General features: G+C 67.4%; 16 protein-coding genes. 5 read left to right on the top strand and 11 right to left on the bottom strand.

All coding sequences use genetic code 11. The features are described from left to right. Positions 1 to 2: 2 nt before the first annotated feature. On the top strand, positions 3 to 1,028 hold the full coding sequence (locus FJX73_06310; GenBank protein ID MBM3470388.1) for an alpha-ketoacid dehydrogenase subunit beta: 1,026 nt from the start codon (positions 3 to 5) through the stop codon (positions 1,026 to 1,028). After that, a complete protein-coding gene (locus FJX73_06305) occupies positions 1,021 to 2,193 on the top strand; it encodes a 2-oxo acid dehydrogenase subunit E2 (GenBank protein MBM3470387.1) in 1,173 nt (390 codons plus the stop codon). The genes FJX73_06310 and FJX73_06305 overlap by 8 nt, the downstream gene beginning before the upstream one ends. Here the strand turns inward: FJX73_06305 and FJX73_06300 are convergent. After that, positions 2,190 to 2,546, bottom strand: coding sequence for a scaffolding protein (locus tag FJX73_06300; GenBank protein ID MBM3470386.1), 357 nt, complete (start codon positions 2,544 to 2,546; stop codon positions 2,190 to 2,192). The two genes, FJX73_06305 and FJX73_06300, sit on opposite strands and share 4 nt — an antisense overlap. Continuing rightward, positions 2,515 to 3,417 carry a hypothetical protein gene (locus FJX73_06295; protein ID MBM3470385.1) on the bottom strand — a complete coding sequence of 301 codons (903 nt, stop codon included), beginning with the start codon at positions 3,415 to 3,417 and terminating at the stop codon, positions 2,515 to 2,517. Before FJX73_06295 ends, FJX73_06300 begins: the two co-directional genes overlap by 32 nt. A gap of 157 nt (positions 3,418 to 3,574) precedes the next feature. Between FJX73_06295 and FJX73_06290 the strand changes: the two genes are divergently transcribed. Further along, on the top strand, positions 3,575 to 5,167 hold the full coding sequence (locus tag FJX73_06290) for an L-lactate permease (protein MBM3470384.1): 1,593 nt from the start codon (positions 3,575 to 3,577) through the stop codon (positions 5,165 to 5,167). A 15-nt stretch (positions 5,168 to 5,182) separates the two neighbouring features. Here the strand turns inward: FJX73_06290 and FJX73_06285 are convergent, their stop codons facing one another. Continuing rightward, entirely contained in the window at positions 5,183 to 6,580 is a 1,398-nt protein-coding gene (locus FJX73_06285) for an amidase (protein ID MBM3470383.1), read from the bottom strand. A 108-nt stretch (positions 6,581 to 6,688) separates the two neighbouring features. Between FJX73_06285 and acs the strand changes: the two genes are divergently transcribed. Further along, positions 6,689 to 8,638: an acetate--CoA ligase gene (gene acs, locus FJX73_06280; GenBank protein ID MBM3470382.1), complete on the top strand. Its 1,950-nt coding sequence runs from the start codon at positions 6,689 to 6,691 to the stop codon at positions 8,636 to 8,638. Here the strand turns inward: acs and FJX73_06275 are convergent. Genes FJX73_06275 through FJX73_06265 form a run of 3 tightly spaced genes read right to left on the bottom strand, consistent with a single transcriptional unit; the run spans position 8,635 to position 11,693 of the window. Next, positions 8,635 to 9,309: a sigma-70 family RNA polymerase sigma factor gene (locus tag FJX73_06275; GenBank protein MBM3470381.1), complete on the bottom strand. Its 675-nt coding sequence runs from the start codon at positions 9,307 to 9,309 to the stop codon at positions 8,635 to 8,637. The genes acs and FJX73_06275 overlap by 4 nt on opposite strands. Before the next feature lie 49 nt (positions 9,310 to 9,358). Next, positions 9,359 to 10,588 (bottom strand): aspartate kinase, encoded by a 1,230-nt coding sequence (locus FJX73_06270; protein ID MBM3470380.1) that lies wholly within the window; start codon positions 10,586 to 10,588, stop codon positions 9,359 to 9,361. A 22-nt stretch (positions 10,589 to 10,610) separates the two neighbouring features. Further along, entirely contained in the window at positions 10,611 to 11,693 is a 1,083-nt protein-coding gene (locus tag FJX73_06265) for a threonine synthase (GenBank protein ID MBM3470379.1), read from the bottom strand. A 114-nt stretch (positions 11,694 to 11,807) separates the two neighbouring features. On the opposite strand from FJX73_06265, the gene FJX73_06260 reads away from it, so the two are divergent. Next, positions 11,808 to 12,533, top strand: a complete 726-nt coding sequence (locus FJX73_06260) for a helix-turn-helix transcriptional regulator (GenBank protein ID MBM3470378.1) — start codon at positions 11,808 to 11,810, stop codon at positions 12,531 to 12,533. Between the two features lie 9 nt (positions 12,534 to 12,542). On the opposite strand, the gene FJX73_06255 is transcribed toward FJX73_06260, so the two are convergent. Genes FJX73_06255 through FJX73_06235 form a run of 5 tightly spaced genes read right to left on the bottom strand, consistent with a single transcriptional unit; the run spans position 12,543 to position 16,577 of the window. Continuing rightward, positions 12,543 to 13,076 carry a hypothetical protein gene (locus FJX73_06255; protein MBM3470377.1) on the bottom strand — a complete coding sequence of 178 codons (534 nt, stop codon included), beginning with the start codon at positions 13,074 to 13,076 and terminating at the stop codon, positions 12,543 to 12,545. Then, positions 13,073 to 13,930, bottom strand: coding sequence for an N-acetylmuramoyl-L-alanine amidase (locus FJX73_06250; protein ID MBM3470376.1), 858 nt, complete (start codon positions 13,928 to 13,930; stop codon positions 13,073 to 13,075). The genes FJX73_06255 and FJX73_06250 overlap by 4 nt, the downstream gene beginning before the upstream one ends. Beyond that, the gene (locus tag FJX73_06245; GenBank protein ID MBM3470375.1) at positions 13,930 to 15,024 is read right to left on the bottom strand and encodes a patatin-like phospholipase family protein; all 1,095 of its coding nucleotides are present in this window, start codon (positions 15,022 to 15,024) and stop codon (positions 13,930 to 13,932) included. The genes FJX73_06250 and FJX73_06245 overlap by 1 nt, the downstream gene beginning before the upstream one ends. A 36-nt stretch (positions 15,025 to 15,060) precedes the next feature. Beyond that, entirely contained in the window at positions 15,061 to 16,353 is a 1,293-nt protein-coding gene (locus FJX73_06240; protein ID MBM3470374.1) for a tetratricopeptide repeat protein, read from the bottom strand. A 26-nt stretch (positions 16,354 to 16,379) separates the two neighbouring features. Beyond that, a complete protein-coding gene (locus FJX73_06235; protein MBM3470373.1) occupies positions 16,380 to 16,577 on the bottom strand; it encodes a hypothetical protein in 198 nt (65 codons plus the stop codon). Between the last annotated feature and the right edge of the window lie 445 nt (positions 16,578 to 17,022).

Raw genomic sequence — 17,022 nt, 5'->3', positions numbered from 1 at the left:
CGGTGCCCATCCTCTCGTACCGCGAAGCGATCCGCTCGACGTTGATCGAGGAGATGGACCGCGACCCGACGGTCATCCTGCTTGGCGAGGAGGTCGGTCTCTACCAGGGCACGTTCCGCGTAACCGCCGATCTGCTGGCACGCTTCGGCCCCCGCCGGGTCATTGACACCCCCACCTCCGAGACCGGATTCATCGGCGCAGCAATCGGCATGGCGATGCTCGGACTGCGGCCGATCGTTGAGATGATGACCTGGAACTTCTCCCTGGTGGCCTTCGACCAGATCGTCAACAACGCGGCAAAGATCCGGTACTTCTCCGGCGGGCAGGTGAACATCCCCCTGGTCGTCCGCGGGCCCAACGGCGCGGGCGTCCAGCTCTCCGCTCAGCACTCACAGAGCCTGGAGGCCCTCTACGCGCACATCCCGGGTCTGCATGTAGTTGTGCCGGCCACGCCTGCCGAGGCCAAGGGACTGCTCCGTACTGCGATCCGCGGTAGCGACCCGGTGATCTTCCTCGAGCACGCCTCGCTATATGGATTCAAGGGCGAGGTGCCCGACGGTGACTTCGCGATGCCGTTCGGCGCAGCCGAGATCGCCCGGTCGGGCGGCGACGTCACGATCGTGGCCTACAGCCGCATGCGGGGGGTCGCCCTGGAAGCGGCGGAGCACCTTGCAGTGGAGGGTATCGAGGCCGAGGTGATCAACCTACGTACGCTCCGACCGCTGGACCAGCGCACGATCCTGGAGTCGGTGCGCCGGACGCATCGGGCGGTGGTCGTACAGGAGCAGTGGCGGCCGTTCGGGACGGCGGCCGAGATCGCCGCCACGATCGCCGAGGGCGCGTTTGACTCCCTGGACGCGCCGGTTGAAAGGGTCACCGGTGCCGACGTTCCAATGCCGTACGCGCGCAATATCGAGATTCTGGCCCTCCCGGGCGCTGAGGACATCGTGAGGGCGGCTGCCAGGACCCTCTATCGGGAGATCCCAACGCCCAATGCACGGCCCTCGGGAGGACAGAGCGATGGCTGAGGTGATCATGCCCAAGATGGGCGATGCCATGACGGAAGGCAAGGTCATCCGGTGGATGAAACAGCCCGGTGACCCGGTCACGCAGGGTGAGGCAATCGCCGAGATCGAAACCGACAAGGTGAACGTGAGTCTCGAGGCCGAGTGGGACGGCGTGCTTACCGAAGTGCTCGTGCCCGCCGGCGAGGTGGCGGCGGTCGGCGCGCCGATCGCGCTGCTCGCCCGGTCCGGTGAGCAAACCGGCCCGACATCTGTGAAGACGCCTATCGAGCGCGTGGCTGCGACAGATACCGCAGCGCGGGTGCGCGCCTCGCCGCTTGCCCGGAAGATGGCCGCGGCGCACGGGATATCGCTGTCGGCGATCCCCGGCACCGGCCCGGAGGGCCGGATCACAAAGGAGGACGTCGAGGCGGCCGTGGCGGCTTTGCGGGCAACGGCCTCGCGGGCAGCCGCAGGCCCGGGCGCCGCACCCGCGACCGAGATCCCCCTGACCCGCATGCGCCAGACTATCGCCCGGCGGATGACCGAAAGCAAGCAGCAGGCGCCGCACTTCTACATCTCGGTCTCGGTCGCCGTGGACGATGCTCTGGCGTTGCGCCGGCAGCTCAACGACGGAAGGAGCGAGGCCGAGAAGGTCTCGATCAACGACCTGATCGTCAAAGCGGCGGCGCTGGCGCTGGTGCGGTTCCCCAACCTGAACGCCGTGTTCGCGGACGGCGCGGTGCGACGTCTGTCGGAAGTGAACGTCAGCGTTGCGGTCGCGCTGCCCGAGGGGCTGATCGTGCCGACGCTCTATGACTGCGTTCGCAAGCCGGTCTGGCAGATCGCTGTCGAGGCCCGCGGGCTCGCCGACCGCGCGCGCACCGGACGCCTGCGCCCCGAAGACCTCGTCGGCGGCACCTTCACTGTCAGTAACCTGGGGATGTTCGATGTGGACGCATTCGCCGCGATCATCAATCCGCCACAGGCGGCAATCCTGGCCGTGGGCACGGCAAGACCGCAGGCGGTGGTGCGCGAGGGCAGACTGGCCGTCGCGACCGTGATGCAGGCAACGCTATCGGCAGACCACCGCGTCACCGACGGAGTAGAAGCCGCTCGGTTCCTGGGCGAGATACGTCGGCTGCTCGAGAACCCGGTGGCTCTGGTGATTGAGCGGCCGGCGGTCTAGCTTCCGGCCAGGTGCTCCCGGATCGTGGCTTCGGCGCGACCGGCGATCTCGTCCCACCCCGCCGCCGGGTCGCGCGTGACGGTCACGAAGTCGTTCAGCACAAACACCTGAACGACCCCGGGAATGGCAAACAGGCCGGCCGCCAGCGGGTGACCGGCGGCTTCCTTCTCTGAACGGAATGTCTGGCTGCGGCCTTCGGTTAGCCTGCGGCCGACCAAGAACCTCAGGGCGTTGACGTTGGGCGTGGGCAGGATCTTCAAGGTCAGGGGATCGCTCACTTCGGTCTCCTTGGCTGATTCTGGGATGATCGCGGCTGCTGGCTCAATGGACCTTGGCGTCGCCGCGGCCGCCAGGCATTTCGCAGTACCAGGCCGCCAGCCGGGCGAAGGCGATCAAGGGCGCGAGACCCGCGCGGATTCCGCCCAGCATCCGGTCCGTGGAGTGGATCCCGCCGGAGGCCAGCATCTGCCACCGCAGTTCGGTGAGCGCGCCCAGATGAAGCGCCAGGTCCATCGTCATCAGCCCGGTATCCGCGATGGGAAGAAACACCTGCCAGCGGCGCGGCGGCCTTTCCATGTTGAACATCGTCAGCATGGCCTTGGCTATGCCGGCCGCGGCACCCGCGGCATTGCTGAACCACCCCACAGACTGGCCGAGCCGTTCGGGATCTCTTGCCACGGCTTCCAGGTCGCGCGTGGTAGCCTCGAGCACGGCTACGGATGCCAGGATTCGCCCGATGCGCCAGCCGATGCGGATCGGATCCAGATACCCGGGCGGTTGGGGCAGCACGAACCCGGCGGTGGCCGTCACGGCAAGGCCGAGCGATCGGGCCTGCATGATGGCCTCCTTGGCGTCGTCCAGAAGGCCGGCGCGTTCATCCGCCAATCGCTGCCGGGCCTGCTCGACAAAGGACTCCCGCACCTGGGGACGGTTGTCCACCAGCAGCGTCCCGCTCGTCAGAACCTCGTGAATAACCGGGAGGATGTGCGAGTTGAGCGCGAACGGCATGACTACGCCCGGTTCGCCCCCCAGAGGGTTGACGTCGGAGATACGGTCGAGGAACTCGCGCACCTCGTCCTCTTCTGTGCCGTCGTCGAAGACCAAGCCAACCTCGATGTCCGTGTCGGGGTAGCTCGGACCATGACCGTACCGGCCGTAAAGATATACCGCCGCGACCTCGCGCGGCTGCGCGAAAAACGTCTTTAGGTTCTCGATCGCCTGCAACAGAAGCCTCCAAACGCCCGCCTTATCCCAGTGTACACCGCCCCTTTCCCCGCCTCAACCGCGGCGGGCGTCCTTCCAGGTGGAGGTGATCGGTCGGTCAGGATGGAATCTTGTCGTTCGTTCATCGCATCTGCGGATTGAGGAGGCGTACTGCAGGATGACACCAGCCGGGGTGATCCCAATGCCCGATGAAGTGTGGCGCGTCGGGCTGGCCGCCGTACCCATCGTCATCGTGCTCGTGGGTTTGCTGGGACTGAACTGGAGTGGCGTGCGGTCGGGCGCCGTGGCGCTGGCTGCCGCCGCCGCGCTTGGTCTGACCATCTTCGCGGTGCCGGCAGGTGGTGTGGCCGTTGCGCTGTGGCGCTCTCTTGCCTTGAGCCTTCACGTGCTCTACATCATCTGGGCTGCCCTGGTCCTGTACAAGTTCGCCGACGAGTCGGGCGCGATACGGAGCATCGGGCGCGCCATCGGGCACCTCACCGGCGACCGCGTGCTGCAGTTGCTGATAATCGGGTTCGCGTTCAGCTCGTTCCTGCAGGGAGTGGCCGGGTTCGGCGTTCCCGTCGCAGTAACCGCCCCACTGCTCCTGGGGCTGGGCTTCACGCCGCTTGAGTCCGCCGCGATCCCTTTGATCGGCCACGCCTGGTCGGTAACGATGGGAGACATGGCCTCCTCGTTCCAGGCGCTCCGCGCCGTCACCGGCCTGCCGCCGCACGAGATGGGAAACTGGATCGCGGTGTTCCTGGGGCTCTCCGCGGTTGCAAGCGGGTTCGCGGTCGCCCACATGCACGGCGGAGCCCGATCGTCTGGGCGCGCGTTCGGCTCGATCCTGACGATGGGCCTGGCGATGGGCCTGACGCACCTGGTGCTTTCCGTCACGCAGCACTGGACGATCGCCTCGTTCGGCGCCGGAATGGTCGGCCTCGCCGTCGGCATCGGCCTCACCCGACTGGGCAGGCGCGGTGACGCCGGCGCCGTGCCCACGCGTGCCCCCCTGGAGCAGATTGCCGGCTCCGGTACCGGGGAGATGCCGTTCCAGATGGCCTTTCTGCCCTACTACGTCCTAATCGCTGTGATAGCCTCGGCCACGTTCGTGCCAGGGCTGCACCAGACCCTCGAGCACGTGGCGTTCTCCTTCAGGTACCCCGAGATCACGACCGGCCTGGGCTGGAAGACGGGTGCAGGGGCCTTTGCGCTCCCGATCTTCGGCCACCCCGGCGCGCTGCTCCTATACGCTTCAGGGATCGCGGCAGTGCTGTTCAATCTACTGGGCCGCCCGTCGCCGGACTGGGGCGCTGTCTGGAAGGGCGTGAGCAAGCAGGGACTGCCAACAACGCTTACGATACTGGCCCTGGTCGGCACCGCCATGATCATGCTCTACAGCGGCATGACCTACCTCCTGGCCCGCGGGCTCGTCTTGCTGGTGGGATCGTTCTTCCCGTTGATATCGCCTTTCATCGGCCTGCTGGGAGCGGTAATCACCGGAAGCAACACCAACTCGAACGTGCTGTTCGGCGCGCTCCAGCGCGACGGAGCGCAGATGCTGGCCATGAACCCGGCCCTGATGGCCGCCCTGCAGTCCTCCGGGGGCTCGCTCGGCTCGATGATTGCGCCGGCGAAGGTGGTCCTGGCGACCGCAACCACCGGGCTGCTGGGGCAGGAGGGCAGGGTCATGCGGGCCACCGCTCCGTACGCGATCGCGATGGCCGCGGCAATTGGCCTGTTGGGATGGATCCTGCTGTCGCGATAGAACGCGGGCGCGCCCTCATCCACTAGGCGGCCATCCCAGCGCCTGCTCGATCACTCGCGCGCAACCAAGCAGCGTGCCCTCGCGGAACTGGCCCGCGGCCAGTTGCACTGCCACGGGCAGCCCTTCACTGGTGAGACCCGCCGGGAGGACGATCGCGGGAAGGCCCGCCAGGTTGTGCAGCCGGGAGAACCTGCCCAGCATCTGGCGCACCTGGGACCATGCGGCGCCCTGCGGGTCGGCATCCTCCAGACGAGGGGCGCCGGCGGGCAGCGCAGGCCCCAGCAGGAGATCCACCTCACCGAAGACACCGGAGATCTCGGCCATGACCCGCGACTGTACCTTCCGCGCCTCGGAAAGCATCTCTGCGGTGACTGTCTCTCCCTGGTCCAGCAGTGCGCGCACATCCCGGCCGTAGCGCTCCCGCATCCCCGGATAGGCATCACGGTGGAACGCGGCCGCTTCGGCAAGAAGCAGCGTTACCTGCGCCAGGTTGGCCTCCTCGGGAGTCCGCAGGAAAACCGGACGAACGGTGAAGCCGGCCTCAACGCACGCGCGGGCAGCGTCCTCCACCGCCTGGGCCGCGGCAGGGTCGAGGTCCGACTCGAAGAACGGGCCAGACAGCCGGCCCACGCGCAGGCCCGGCCGTGCCCGCTCCGCCTGCTCAAGATAGGCATCCACCGGCACGTCGCGTGATGCAGGATCGGCCGGATCTACACCTGCCATTACGCCCAGGAACAACGCCGCGTCGGTGACGCACCGCGCTATGGGACCTACGGTGTCAAACGATCCGGACAGCGGCAGGACGCCGTGTCGGCTGATCCGGCCGAAGGTCGGCTTCAGGCCCACCACGCCGCAGAGGGCCGCGGGGATGCGTACAGAGCCGCCGGTGTCGGTGCCGACAGCGCCCGCCGCCAGATGGGCGGCCACGGCCGCGGCCGAACCTCCACTCGATCCGCCCGCCACGCGATCGAGCCGCCAGGGATTGCGGGGGGTGCGGCCGTGCGGGTTGAGTGAGGTCATTCCAAGGGCGAACTCGTGCAGCGTCGTTGTGCCCAGCACGATCGCCCCCGCATCCTCCAGCAACCGCACCACGGTCGCGGTCTCGGGCGAGGGCTCGCCCCCAAGGAACGACGAACCCGCGGTGAGCGGCACGCCCTCAATCTGGATCAGGTCCTTGACGGCAACCGGCACGCCGTGCAGCGGCCCGCGCCAGCGCCCTGAACGCGCCTCGGCATCGCGGGTGACCGCTTCGGCCCGGGCGCGTCCGGCCAGGAGGGTGACGTACGCCGCTATCCGCGGGTCTTCGTGGAAGATCCGCTCCAGGTACGCTTCGACCACGCCGATAGCGGTGAGGCGCCCGTCATGGATCCTCTCTGCCAGCGCCAAGGCCGGCAGGTCGGTGATCTCACTCATCGTTGATCCCTTCTTCGGACCGACCCCAATGTCCCTCTCCTGCCGGGATAGGACTCGGCCGCATCCTGGTGGAATACCCTGCCCAAACCAGGCACCCGGAGGCGGCACATGTCCAGCCGTCCAATCGAATCACTCCTGGATGAGCGCCGGAGGTTCCCCCCGCCAGAGGCGTTTAGAGCACGTGCGGTCGTCACCGACGAGGGGATCTACGAGGAGGCAGGCCGCGAGCCTGAGGCCTTCTGGGAACGCGCGGCCGGCGATCTGCACTGGTTTCGTAGGTGGAACCAGGTCCTTGACTGGAAACTGCCGGAAGCGCGTTGGTTTGTGGGCGGCCGCACCAACATGGCCTTCAACTGCCTGGACCGCCACCTCACCACGGCCCGGCGTAGCAAGGCCGCCATCCTTTGGGAAGGCGAGCCCGGAGATACGCGCGTGCTCACGTACTGGGATCTCGCGCGTGAGGTGAACCGTTGCGCCAACGCCCTGCTCTCCATGGGCGTACGGCGCGGGGACCGCGTGGCCATCTACATGCCGATGATTCCCGAGCTGCCCATCGCAATGCTCGCCTGCGCACGTATCGGCGCGGTGCACACGGTGGTCTTCGGAGGGTTCTCGGCGGAAGCGCTGCGCGACCGCATCAACGACGCCCAGGCCAACACGGTCATCACCGCGGACGGTGGCTATCGCAGAGGCACGATCATCCCGCTCAAGCGCAACGTGGATCACGCCATCGCCGATGTTCCCATGGTGCGGAACGTGCTGGTCGTACGGCGCATCGGCGAGGCCGCGGCAATCCACATGGTCGAGGGGCGCGACCGGTGGTGGCACCGTGCCCTGGATGGGATGCGCCTGGACTCCCCATTCGAGGAGATGGAGAGCGAGGAGCTGCTCTACATCCTGTACACCAGCGGAACCACCGGGAAGCCAAAGGGCATCGTCCACACGACGGGCGGCTACATGGTCGGAACCTACCTGACCACCAAGTGGATCTTCGATCTCAGGGAGGAAGACCTGTTCTGGTGTACCGCCGACATCGGATGGGTAACCGGTCATTCCTACGTCGTGTACGGCCCGCTGCTGAACGGCGCGTCAATCCTGATGTACGAAGGGGCACCCGATTGGCCGGAGCGCGACCGCTTCTGGGAGCTCGTCGAGAAGTACGGCGTCACAATCCTCTACACCGCGCCGACCGCGATCCGCACCTTCATAAGGTGGGGCGCCGACTGGCCGGCACGGCATGATCTCTCGGCGCTCCGGCTGCTGGGCACCGTGGGCGAACCAATCAATCCCGAGGCGTGGATGTGGTATCGCAAGCACATCGGGGGAGACCGCTGCCCGATCGTGGATACCTGGTGGCAGACCGAGACCGGGATGGTTCTGATCACCCCGCTCCCGGGGATCACGACGTTGAAGCCCGGCTCGGCCACGGTGCCGTTTCCGGGCATTGAGGCCCGGGTCGTGGACGAGCACGGCGTCCAGGTCCCTCCCAACACGGGCGGCTACCTCGTGCTGCGCCGGCCGTGGCCTGCGATGCTCCGAGGCATATACGGCGACCCGGCCCGCTTTCGCCGAGAGTACTGGGAGCGGATTCCGGGAGTGTACTTCACCGGCGACGGGGCGCGCAGGGACGAGGACGGACACTTCTGGCTGTTGGGCCGTGTGGACGACGTCATCAACGTCGCAGGCCACCGGATCGGCACAATGGAGGTCGAGAGCGCGCTGGTGGCCCATCCCAGGGTGGCCGAGGCTGCCGTCGTCGGGATGCAGCACGAGATCAAGGGACAGGCGCTGGCGGCATTCGTCACGCTCAAGGAGGGGATTGACGGCGGCGGCGATACGGCCGACGAGTTGCGGGCGCACGTGACCCAGAAGATCGGCGCGATTGCCCGCCCCGACCGCATCATGTTCACCGCGGAGCTTCCAAAGACCCGGAGCGGGAAGATCATGCGGCGACTGCTGCGCGACATCGCCGATGGCCGCGTGCTGGGCGACACAACAACGCTGGCGGATCCTACGGTGATTCAGGGCCTGCGGGAGCGATACGAAGAGGACGTCTAGGATTGAGCGGTCAGGTCGCGGGCGGGTCTGGCATCAGCAACCCGCGCGGCGCACTCCGACTGCGTCAGATCGGTGAAGAAGATGTAGAAGACGACGACGCGCTGGATCGGGTTGAGCGTCTCCAGGGCCTCTATCAGCATCATCCGGTCTTCCACTGGCACCTCCAGCCAGGCCGTCCGCGGTCGTCCGGCGCTGTCCGCGTCCACCCTGGGCTGGCCACACTCGTCGTCCACGTCGAGCGAGATGGTTCGGACCACCTGACGCGTCTTGAGGGTCTTGGTCAACGATTCCTCGTCCATGGAGAGCATCTCGGCCAGCTCGGCGAGCCCGGGGTAGCGGCCGTTCTCGCCGAGATGCGCGCCCACCGCCTGTTCGATCTGGCCGCTGACCTGATCCAGCCATCTGGGCCGGCGCAGGACCGAAGCGTGATCCCGTAGGTAATGCCGGATCTCCCCACGGATGAAATGGCGGGCAAGGACCTGGAATGGCGTCCCCCTTGATGGATCGAAGTGCTCGATGGCGTTGAGCAACCCCAGGAACCCAACCTGCACGAGATCTTCTTCGTGACCCGGGTTCCGGTAGTCGGAGGCGATCCCACGCACGAGCGGCTCGCACGCGCGCACCAGCGGATCGCGCGCCGCGGGGTCGTGCGTGGGGGCACAGTACCGCATCGCCTCACCCCTGTAGTTTGTATCCTTTCAACAGACGAACTGCGGATTCCTACTGAACCGGCCGGACTCCCTCCAGATCGAAGGCGCTGTGCAGGGAGTGCACGGCGTTCTGGATCTCCTCGGCGGACACCACACACGAGATCTTGATCTCCGAAGTGCTGATCATCTGGATGTTGATGCCCGCATCCGCCAGCGCGCCGAACACCTTGGCGGCCACACCAGGGTTGCTCGCCATGCCGGCCCCGACGACCGAGACCTTCGCCACGCCCTCGACGGCCACCACCTCCCCACCGCCGACCTCCAACGCCACCCCTCGGGCGGTCTCCTCCGCGACCGGGGCGTCGGCCTTGGTCACGGTGAATGAGATGTCCGCCTTGCCGCCCCGGCTGGCGGCCTTGACGATCATGTCCACGTTGATCTGCCGCTCGGCCAGCGCCGAGAAGATGCGGTGGGCGATGCCCGAGATGTCAGGAACGTCGGTGATCGTGATGCGCGCAACGTCAACGTCGTGGGTAACTCCGGTAACCGTGCGAATGCGTTCCACGTCGGGGACCTCCTCAACGATGGTGCCTGGCGCCTCGCTCCAGGTCGAGCGCACGTGCATCCGCACGCGGTACGCCTTGGCGTACTCCACAGATCTGGCCTGCAGGACGACTGCTCCGCTGGAGGCCATCTCGAGCATCTCGTCGTACGACAGGCGGGCCAGTTGCCTGGCGTTGGGCTCGATCCTGGGATCGGCGGTGAACACGCCCGGCACATCGGTGTAGATCTCGCACTGATCTGCGCCCAGGGCCGACGCCAGCGCAACCGCGGTGACATCGGACCCACCGCGTCCCAGGGTTGTGATCTCATCTTCGGGGGTAACCCCCTGGAACCCGGCCACGATGACGATGCGGCCCTGCGCCAGTTCGGCATCTATGCGCCGCCGGTCAACATCGAGGATTCGGGCCTTCGTGTGCACGCCGTCGGTGACGATCCGCACCTGACCACCGGTCAGGGATATCGCCTGCTCCCCAATCTCCTGGACCGCCATACTCAGGAGCGAGATCGAGATCTGCTCGCCCACTGCCATGAGCATGTCGAGTTCACGCGCCGGCGGGCGCGGGGAGATCTCGCGCGCGCGCGCGATCAGGTCGTCGGTCATGTGTCCCGGCGCGGACACGACGACCACCACGTTCGCGCCTTCCCGGCGCGTCGAGGCCACGCGGGAGGCGACATGCCGCAGGCGCTCGGCCGTCGCCACCGAACTGCCCCCATACTTCTGCACGATGAGCCCCACGGTTCCCCTCCTCGCCACAGGGCTACGCGAGCGCGGCCCGCAATCCTCCCGGCGATAGCGGCACCCGCTTCGGCTCCAACATTCGCACGGCGTCGGGGTCCTTCAGGCCGTGGCCCGTCAGCACGCACACAAGGTCGCCGTCGGGAAACCCGGCCTCGGGAAGATGCAGGGCGCCCGCGGCAGCGGCGGCCGAGGCGGGCTCGACGAAAACCCCTTCCTCCGCGAGCGCCCGCTGGGCCGCGAGGATCTCGGCATCGCTCACCTGCAGGAACCGGCCCCCCGAGGCCTCCACGGCCTCGACCGCACCCTTCCATCCTGCCGGACGGCCGATGCGGATCGCCGACGCCACGGTCTCGGGACGGGCCACGGGCGAGCCCCGCACCAGGGGGTTGGCACCCTCGGCCTGCACTCCTATCATCCAGGGGCGCGAGTTGATCCGCCCCGCCGCATGGTAGCGGAGGAACCCCATCCAATACGCGGTGATGTTGCCGCCGTTCCCCACCGGAAGAACCACGGCCGCAGGCGCGCGGCCCAATGCATCGCAGATCTCGTACGATGCCGTGGCCTGTCCCTCGAGCCGAAGCGGGTTGAGCGAGTTGACCAGCGTGTATCCCTCTTCCGCTGCCAGCTTCATCGCCATGCCGAGGATCTCCTCGAACTCCCCCTCAACCGCGATCACGCGCGCGCCGTGCGCCGCGGCCTGAACAAGCTTCCCCCGAGCCACCGCGCCGGCGGGCAGCAGAATGCCGCACGAAAGCCCTGCCCGGGCGGCATAGGCGGCGGCCGAGGCCGCGGTGTTGCCGGTGGAAGCGCAGATCACTCCACGGGCGCCCTCCTCCGCGGCCCGGCTCACGGCGACGGTCATGCCGCGGTCCTTGAACGAGCACGTTGGGTTGCTGCCTTCCATCTTGAGCCACACGCGGCGCCCCAGGCGCCCTTCCAGCCACGATGAGGGAACCAGGGGCGTGTTGCCTTCGTGCAGCGTGACCGGTGTGGCCACGGGCGGCAGGAACTCCTGGTACGCCGCGATGATTCCCTTCCAGGAACTGGGTTTCACTGTGCCTCCCCCTGCGCGGTGTTGGCCACCGTATAACAGACGGACCATGGTGTGTCAAGGCGCGCGAAGATCGGTGTAGCCACGCCAGTGGAAAGCGACTACTCTATTGGGGAGCAAACAAGGTGGGGTGAAGTATCCCCACCCGCGCAGGGAGACCATCGGATGGGACGTCATCCATCACGGCGCCACGCATCACCCGAGGATGTTCCGATCGGAGGACGGATCCGCGAGCGCAGACGCGAGATCGGGATGACCCAGACACACCTGGCCGGCGATGTCTACACCAAGAGCTTCATCAGCCAGATGGAAAGCGGGCACGCGGACCCCTCCATGGATACCCTGCGCTACCTGGGCCGCAGGCTGGAGATGGCGCTGTCCAGCATGGCAGGCAGCGTCGCCGATCAGCATCTGGCAGCTGTGGAAGGCCTGCTGGCATGGGCACAGGAGGCGCGGAAGGCCGGCGGCACCGATGCCGCGCGCCGCGCGATCGAGCTCAGCATCGAGATCGCCACGGCCCACGGGTGGCACCGACGCCGCGCAGAGGCCTGTCTGCTCCTGGCAGAGGTTGAGATCGAGTCGGGGGCCAACGACCGGGCGGCGGGCGCGCTTGAGCGGATTCCAGAACCATCAGTCCTGGCCGACCCCCGCATCGCCATTCGGAAGATCCTGGCTGAAGGCCTGCTTGCCCTTAGAAGGCATGATGTACCCGAGGCGACCGCGGCGTTCAGAAGGGCGCTTGGCCAATCACGCAGGTCTGCCCGGCACGATGACCTGACGGCCCGGGCGCTGGAGGGTCTCGGCGAGGCGCTCGCGCGGGCAGGTGACATCCGGCAGTCCCGGCGCAGGCTCGAAGCCGCAGCGCGAATGGCGGCGCGGTCGCGCAGGTAGCGGTTTCGGCTACGGCTCTCCCGCGGCCAGACTCCGGACCGTGACGTCGGCCATGCGGGCGGCCTCGTATGTGGACAGGCGGAACTGGCGGGCGGTCTCGACGGCCAGCACGTAGATCTGCGCGATCTGGCCGGAACTGAGCTCGGGCGGCGCGTCCGGCTCCGACCGCTCCTCCCCAGGTCCTCCCTGGACGCCCGGCTCACCGGTCCGACCCGCGGATCGCAACCTGGCCAACCACCGTTTGACGAACGCGCTGATTGCGCTCGCCGCTTCCTGTCTGAGCGTCTTCTTGATCTCGTTCAGTATGAACGCCACGACCTCGCTGGCCACTGCCAGCGCGACCGGGGAAACCACCGCGGCTCCCCCGGCCGTGCCAGACGCGCGCAGCGCGGCCTCACGGGTCCGATCCTCCAGGGAGCCCGCGGCATCCGCGAAGAACGCCTCCTGACAGGCAGAAAAGCCGGGCAGTTCCTGGGGCGCGATGACCTCCACCACGCTCCGCGCCAAACCCGCCACCATCTCCCGCTGTTCTTGATCGCTCATCGCGACCCCCTCTCTCCCTTGAATGAGTGCACGCGGACCGTGCGCGTGGCAGCGTCCCAGACAGGAGCCGGCCATCCCAACCGGGCACACAACTCGGAGATCTTCACGTAGCCGCGGTCGCCCCGCACATTCGCGGCCAGATCGCAGTCCCCAACCTCGGTGCGCAGGGTGGCGTCCCGACCGTCAATACGGAGGATCGCCCAGCCCAAGAGGTCGGCCAGCGGTCGCAGGGGGCACCATGCAGACCCGCCCTTGAGCAGTCCCTCGTCCGAGACCGTGCGGCCGTCCACGACCACGAGCACCGGAAGTAGCCGCTCCCTTCGCGCGGCGCCACCCATGCTTTGCACAACCCTCGCGCGAAATGCCTCGCCCACTTCGACCGTGGACCTCTGCGGATCCCATGGCAGCACCATGGGATCCCACTTGCCTCCCTGCGGCACGCCGAGCGCGGACTCGACCTCGCCGTGCCCCAGCACAGTGCGGGGAGCCACCGGTATGCGGTACCGCTCGCAGAGATCGGCTACCACCGCTGCCATCACCTCGTACTGGCCAGCGTTCATCGGGTACCTTCCGGCCCGGAACGGTCGTTGCATGGCGCCGGCCATGCCGCATGCCGCGATGCCGATGCTTCCCGCGTTCATCATCCGGGTGTGCCGGGCGTAGTCGTCGCCGGCCGTGCTCACGTTGTCCGATATTGCGTGGTCGCCGCGCACCAGACGTCCGTCGGACTCGATCAGGACATGGTAGTGTTCCCGGTCCTCTGAGCCGGCGTGGTGCGCTCCGCCGGTCCAGTGGGTGATGATGCGCTGCATGCGGCACTCGGGCATCCACGCGTCGGGCACGATTCGCGGCATCAGGACTCCCCTCGAGGCCGTAGCGTCCGTGCCCGTCGAATCCGGCCTGCGATCTCCCTCCGGCGCGACTGGTCCTTGCCCTGCCTGAACTCGGCGACGTACCCCTCGAAGTCCCAGGACGAAAGGAACCGTTCGGACGCGATCCGGCCGGACTCGTACAGGGCCATGGCCTGGTGGCGCGGCAGGTGGAACTCCGTGCCTCCGATGCCGAGCGTTGGTATCGGGATCGTGCGCGCAAAGTCGGCGCTCTCGACGTAGAGGCGATCGTGGGCTTCCAGCATGGTCAGAACGATGCTCTTGAGGTAGTCAACCACCCTGCGGGCCGGACCGCGGGCCTCCTCGGGCCTGGGCAGGCGTTCGGACACCGGGGTCCTCGGATCGGGCTCGACCAGCAACAGTCCGAAGGTGGGCCACGGTGGCTCATCCTCGGTGTCGAACAACCAGACCGGGAAGTTGGACAGCATCCCGCCGTCGACTATCAAGTGCACCCGCCCGGTACGCGCGTGCCGAAACCGCACCGGTTCAAAGAAGATGGGAATGCTCATGCTCATCCGAACCGACAGCGCCACGTCGAGGTCATCCGGGCGCACGCCGAGCCTCTGCGCGTCCCGGGGTAGCACCAGCAGGCGGCGTTCGGTCAGGTCTGAAACGATCACCTGAGCCCGGTACCGGTATCGTGGCTGATCCGCAAACTCGGGGTGGATCAGATCGGAGAACGTACGCACGCGCTTCGCCTCCAGCAGGCCGCGCACAAACGCGAGGAATGCGTCACCCTCGTAGATCCCCTGGTCCAGCAGGATGCTGAGCGGCATCCCGACGACGGGTATGCGATCTTCCCAGGCGGCATCCAAGAACCTGCGCAGGTCAAGCTTCAGAATGATCTCGCGCAGCTCCGAGGCAGAGTACCCGGCTGCGTGCAGGACAGCAACGAGGGCGCCGGCGGAGGTCCCGGCCACGTTCTGGGGCACGAAGCCGCGCTCCTCGAGGACCGATAGGGCACCGACCAGCCCGATCCCCTTGACCCCTCCGCCCTCGAAGACGAGATCCACACGCTGGCCGCGCGGCGGGCCTGCCTCATCCCCATGGTCGGGCATCGCGCCCACCTCCGAAGCCGGCCGGGTGCTGGTAGTCTAACTTGCGGCGAGAGCGGCCTCCTGGGCGCGGAACGCCCGGGCGAAGAGCCTGGCCGCGCTTCCCTCCTCCCCGCGCTCGAGCGCGAGGAAGGCGTAGTCACGGCTGATCCGGGCGATCTCTCCCGCTGCTTGGAGACGCTCGAACTGCTCCAGCGCGAAGGCGTACCTGTGGGCGGCTTCGTCGAGACGGCCCTCACGATGGCAGACCGCTGCCACCACTGCCTCGGCCCGCGCCGCCTCTGAAGGATCCTGGAGCTTCACTGAAAGGCGGATCGCCTCTTCTGCCTGGCCACGCGCCTCCGCGAGATCTCCGCGCAGCATGGCGGCCCGGGCGAGCTCGGTCAGCGTCTGCGCCCGTCCGGCGTCGTCGGCCAGGCGCGCGGCAAGGGTAAGACTCTGCTCGAGCGCCTCTGTTCCCTCACCGAGGCGTCCGCGGCTCACCAGCAGGATGCCCAGGCTGCGCTTGACCGTGCCCAGCAGATGGAGGTTCTCCTGGGCTTCGAACAACAGGGCGGCCCGCGCCAGGTGGTCATGGGCCAGATCAAAGGCTTGCTGCCGCTCGTAGGCGACGCCGAGGTTGAAGTGGAGCAGTCCCATCGCGCCCACATCACCCAGCGGCTCGAGCCGTTCGAGGGCTGCCTGGTAGCAGTCAAGGGCCTGAGCGGGTAGGCCGAGTTCCGAGTAGGTCCGACCGAGGTTGGCCAGTTGCCTGCCCTCGAACTCAACGTCTACAGGGACGACTGAGCGGATCGCGCTCAAGGCCCGGGAGAACGCATCTCGGGCGGCCGGGTAGTCGCGCTGCCGGAGGGAAAGGAACCCAGTGGCGCTTGCCACGCGCGCGACGAGATCCGGCCGCCCGAGCGCACCCGCGATAGCACGCCCGCGCTCCAGGTGGAGTTCGGCCAGCTCAAACTGCCTCAGACCCGTGAGCGCCTGGCCCAACCCCATCTGGATGCGGAAGGCGATCTCCAACCCGGGATCCGGAGCCGAAGCCCGTTCCGCCTCCTGGAATGCTTCCAGGGCTTCGGTGAAGCTGTGTTTCCGCAACAGCGATGTACCGAGTTCGAGTTTCAGGGCCACCTTCTTGCGCGGGGGGGGGTCGGCATCGAGCAGATCTGCAAGCGGCACGTTCAACCGGCCGGCTAGCACCCGCAGCGTCTCGAGTGAAGGGCGAACCTTGTCGTGCTCGAGCATGCTGATGAAGCTCTCGGATAGGTCGCCCGCTGCCAGCCGTCGCTGAGTCAGGCCACGGCTCTTGCGGGCCTGGCGGACCTTCTCACCAAGCGTCACGGTCTTCCCTCCGCTTGTGGCTTCGGCTAGCCACCGTTCAGCAGCTCGCCGTCACCGTGACCGGCCCAGCCACCGTTCAGCAGCTCGCCGTCACCGTGACCGGCCCAGCCACCGTTCAGCAGCTCGCCGTCACCGTGACCGGCGGTGGACATCGGTACGGGCTGGACGGAGGTTGCCGCCACTACAAGCGAGATCGCGAAGGCAAGGGCGATGATCTTGCGCATGTGGTCCTCCTCCTTGAGCGTCCCACCGGGCAGGCCGCAGCGGAGTATGGCGCGAGGGGTGCGTATGAAGCTGGATGCCCGAAGTGATGCTGTGTTCGACACAGGTTGGTGAAGTTCCTTCCAGGAGGCCACAGAACTTCACTTGGATTGAACCACCCGGGCACCCGGGCACTGAAGTTGGCTGGCCCGCGGAGGCCGGCGGAATGTATGGGAGGATTCTTGGCTGCGAGTGGCTGAAGTGTGCAGGCGAAGGCTCGGGTCGGGGGTGTCCCCTCTGGTCCAACGGTGCCGGAGGACGTCGTGCCGGTTTCCACCCCCGACCCTTCAGCGACCAGGCCCCACAGCTCCGCGCTGCGGGGCCTGCTGTGTGCTCCGCGCCGCACAGAGATCTTGCCGTCCGAAGCAGGAACGCGGAAAGGAGCCCGGGTAGTATCTGTGTGCGTGA

The sequence above is a fragment of the Armatimonadota bacterium genome (assembly GCA_016869025.1).
Taxonomy (GTDB): Bacteria; Sysuimicrobiota; Sysuimicrobiia; order Sysuimicrobiales; family Humicultoraceae; genus VGFA01.
The sequence above is the reverse complement of the archived record's forward strand: the minus strand, read 5'-3'. Positions and strand labels throughout refer to the sequence as shown.

Excerpts from the sequence above, each read along its gene's own strand:
- FJX73_06245 (MBM3470375.1), bottom strand. The coding sequence starts at position 15,024 with ATGCCCGACCATGGGGATGAGGCAGGCCCGCCGCGCGGCCAGCGTGTG.
- FJX73_06250 (MBM3470376.1), bottom strand. The coding sequence starts at position 13,930 with ATGCCGCGAATCGTGCCCGACGCGTGGATGCCCGAGTGCCGCATGCAG.
- acs (MBM3470382.1), top strand. The coding sequence starts at position 6,689 with ATGTCCAGCCGTCCAATCGAATCACTCCTGGATGAGCGCCGGAGGTTC.
- FJX73_06305 (MBM3470387.1), top strand. The coding sequence starts at position 1,021 with ATGGCTGAGGTGATCATGCCCAAGATGGGCGATGCCATGACGGAAGGC.
- FJX73_06265 (MBM3470379.1), bottom strand. The coding sequence starts at position 11,693 with ATGGTCCGTCTGTTATACGGTGGCCAACACCGCGCAGGGGGAGGCACA.
- FJX73_06275 (MBM3470381.1), bottom strand. The coding sequence starts at position 9,309 with ATGCGGTACTGTGCCCCCACGCACGACCCCGCGGCGCGCGATCCGCTG.
- FJX73_06235 (MBM3470373.1), bottom strand. The coding sequence starts at position 16,577 with ATGCGCAAGATCATCGCCCTTGCCTTCGCGATCTCGCTTGTAGTGGCG.
- FJX73_06255 (MBM3470377.1), bottom strand. The coding sequence starts at position 13,076 with ATGAGCGATCAAGAACAGCGGGAGATGGTGGCGGGTTTGGCGCGGAGC.
- FJX73_06260 (MBM3470378.1), top strand. The coding sequence starts at position 11,808 with ATGGGACGTCATCCATCACGGCGCCACGCATCACCCGAGGATGTTCCG.
- FJX73_06290 (MBM3470384.1), top strand. The coding sequence starts at position 3,575 with ATGACACCAGCCGGGGTGATCCCAATGCCCGATGAAGTGTGGCGCGTC.
- FJX73_06285 (MBM3470383.1), bottom strand. The coding sequence starts at position 6,580 with ATGAGTGAGATCACCGACCTGCCGGCCTTGGCGCTGGCAGAGAGGATC.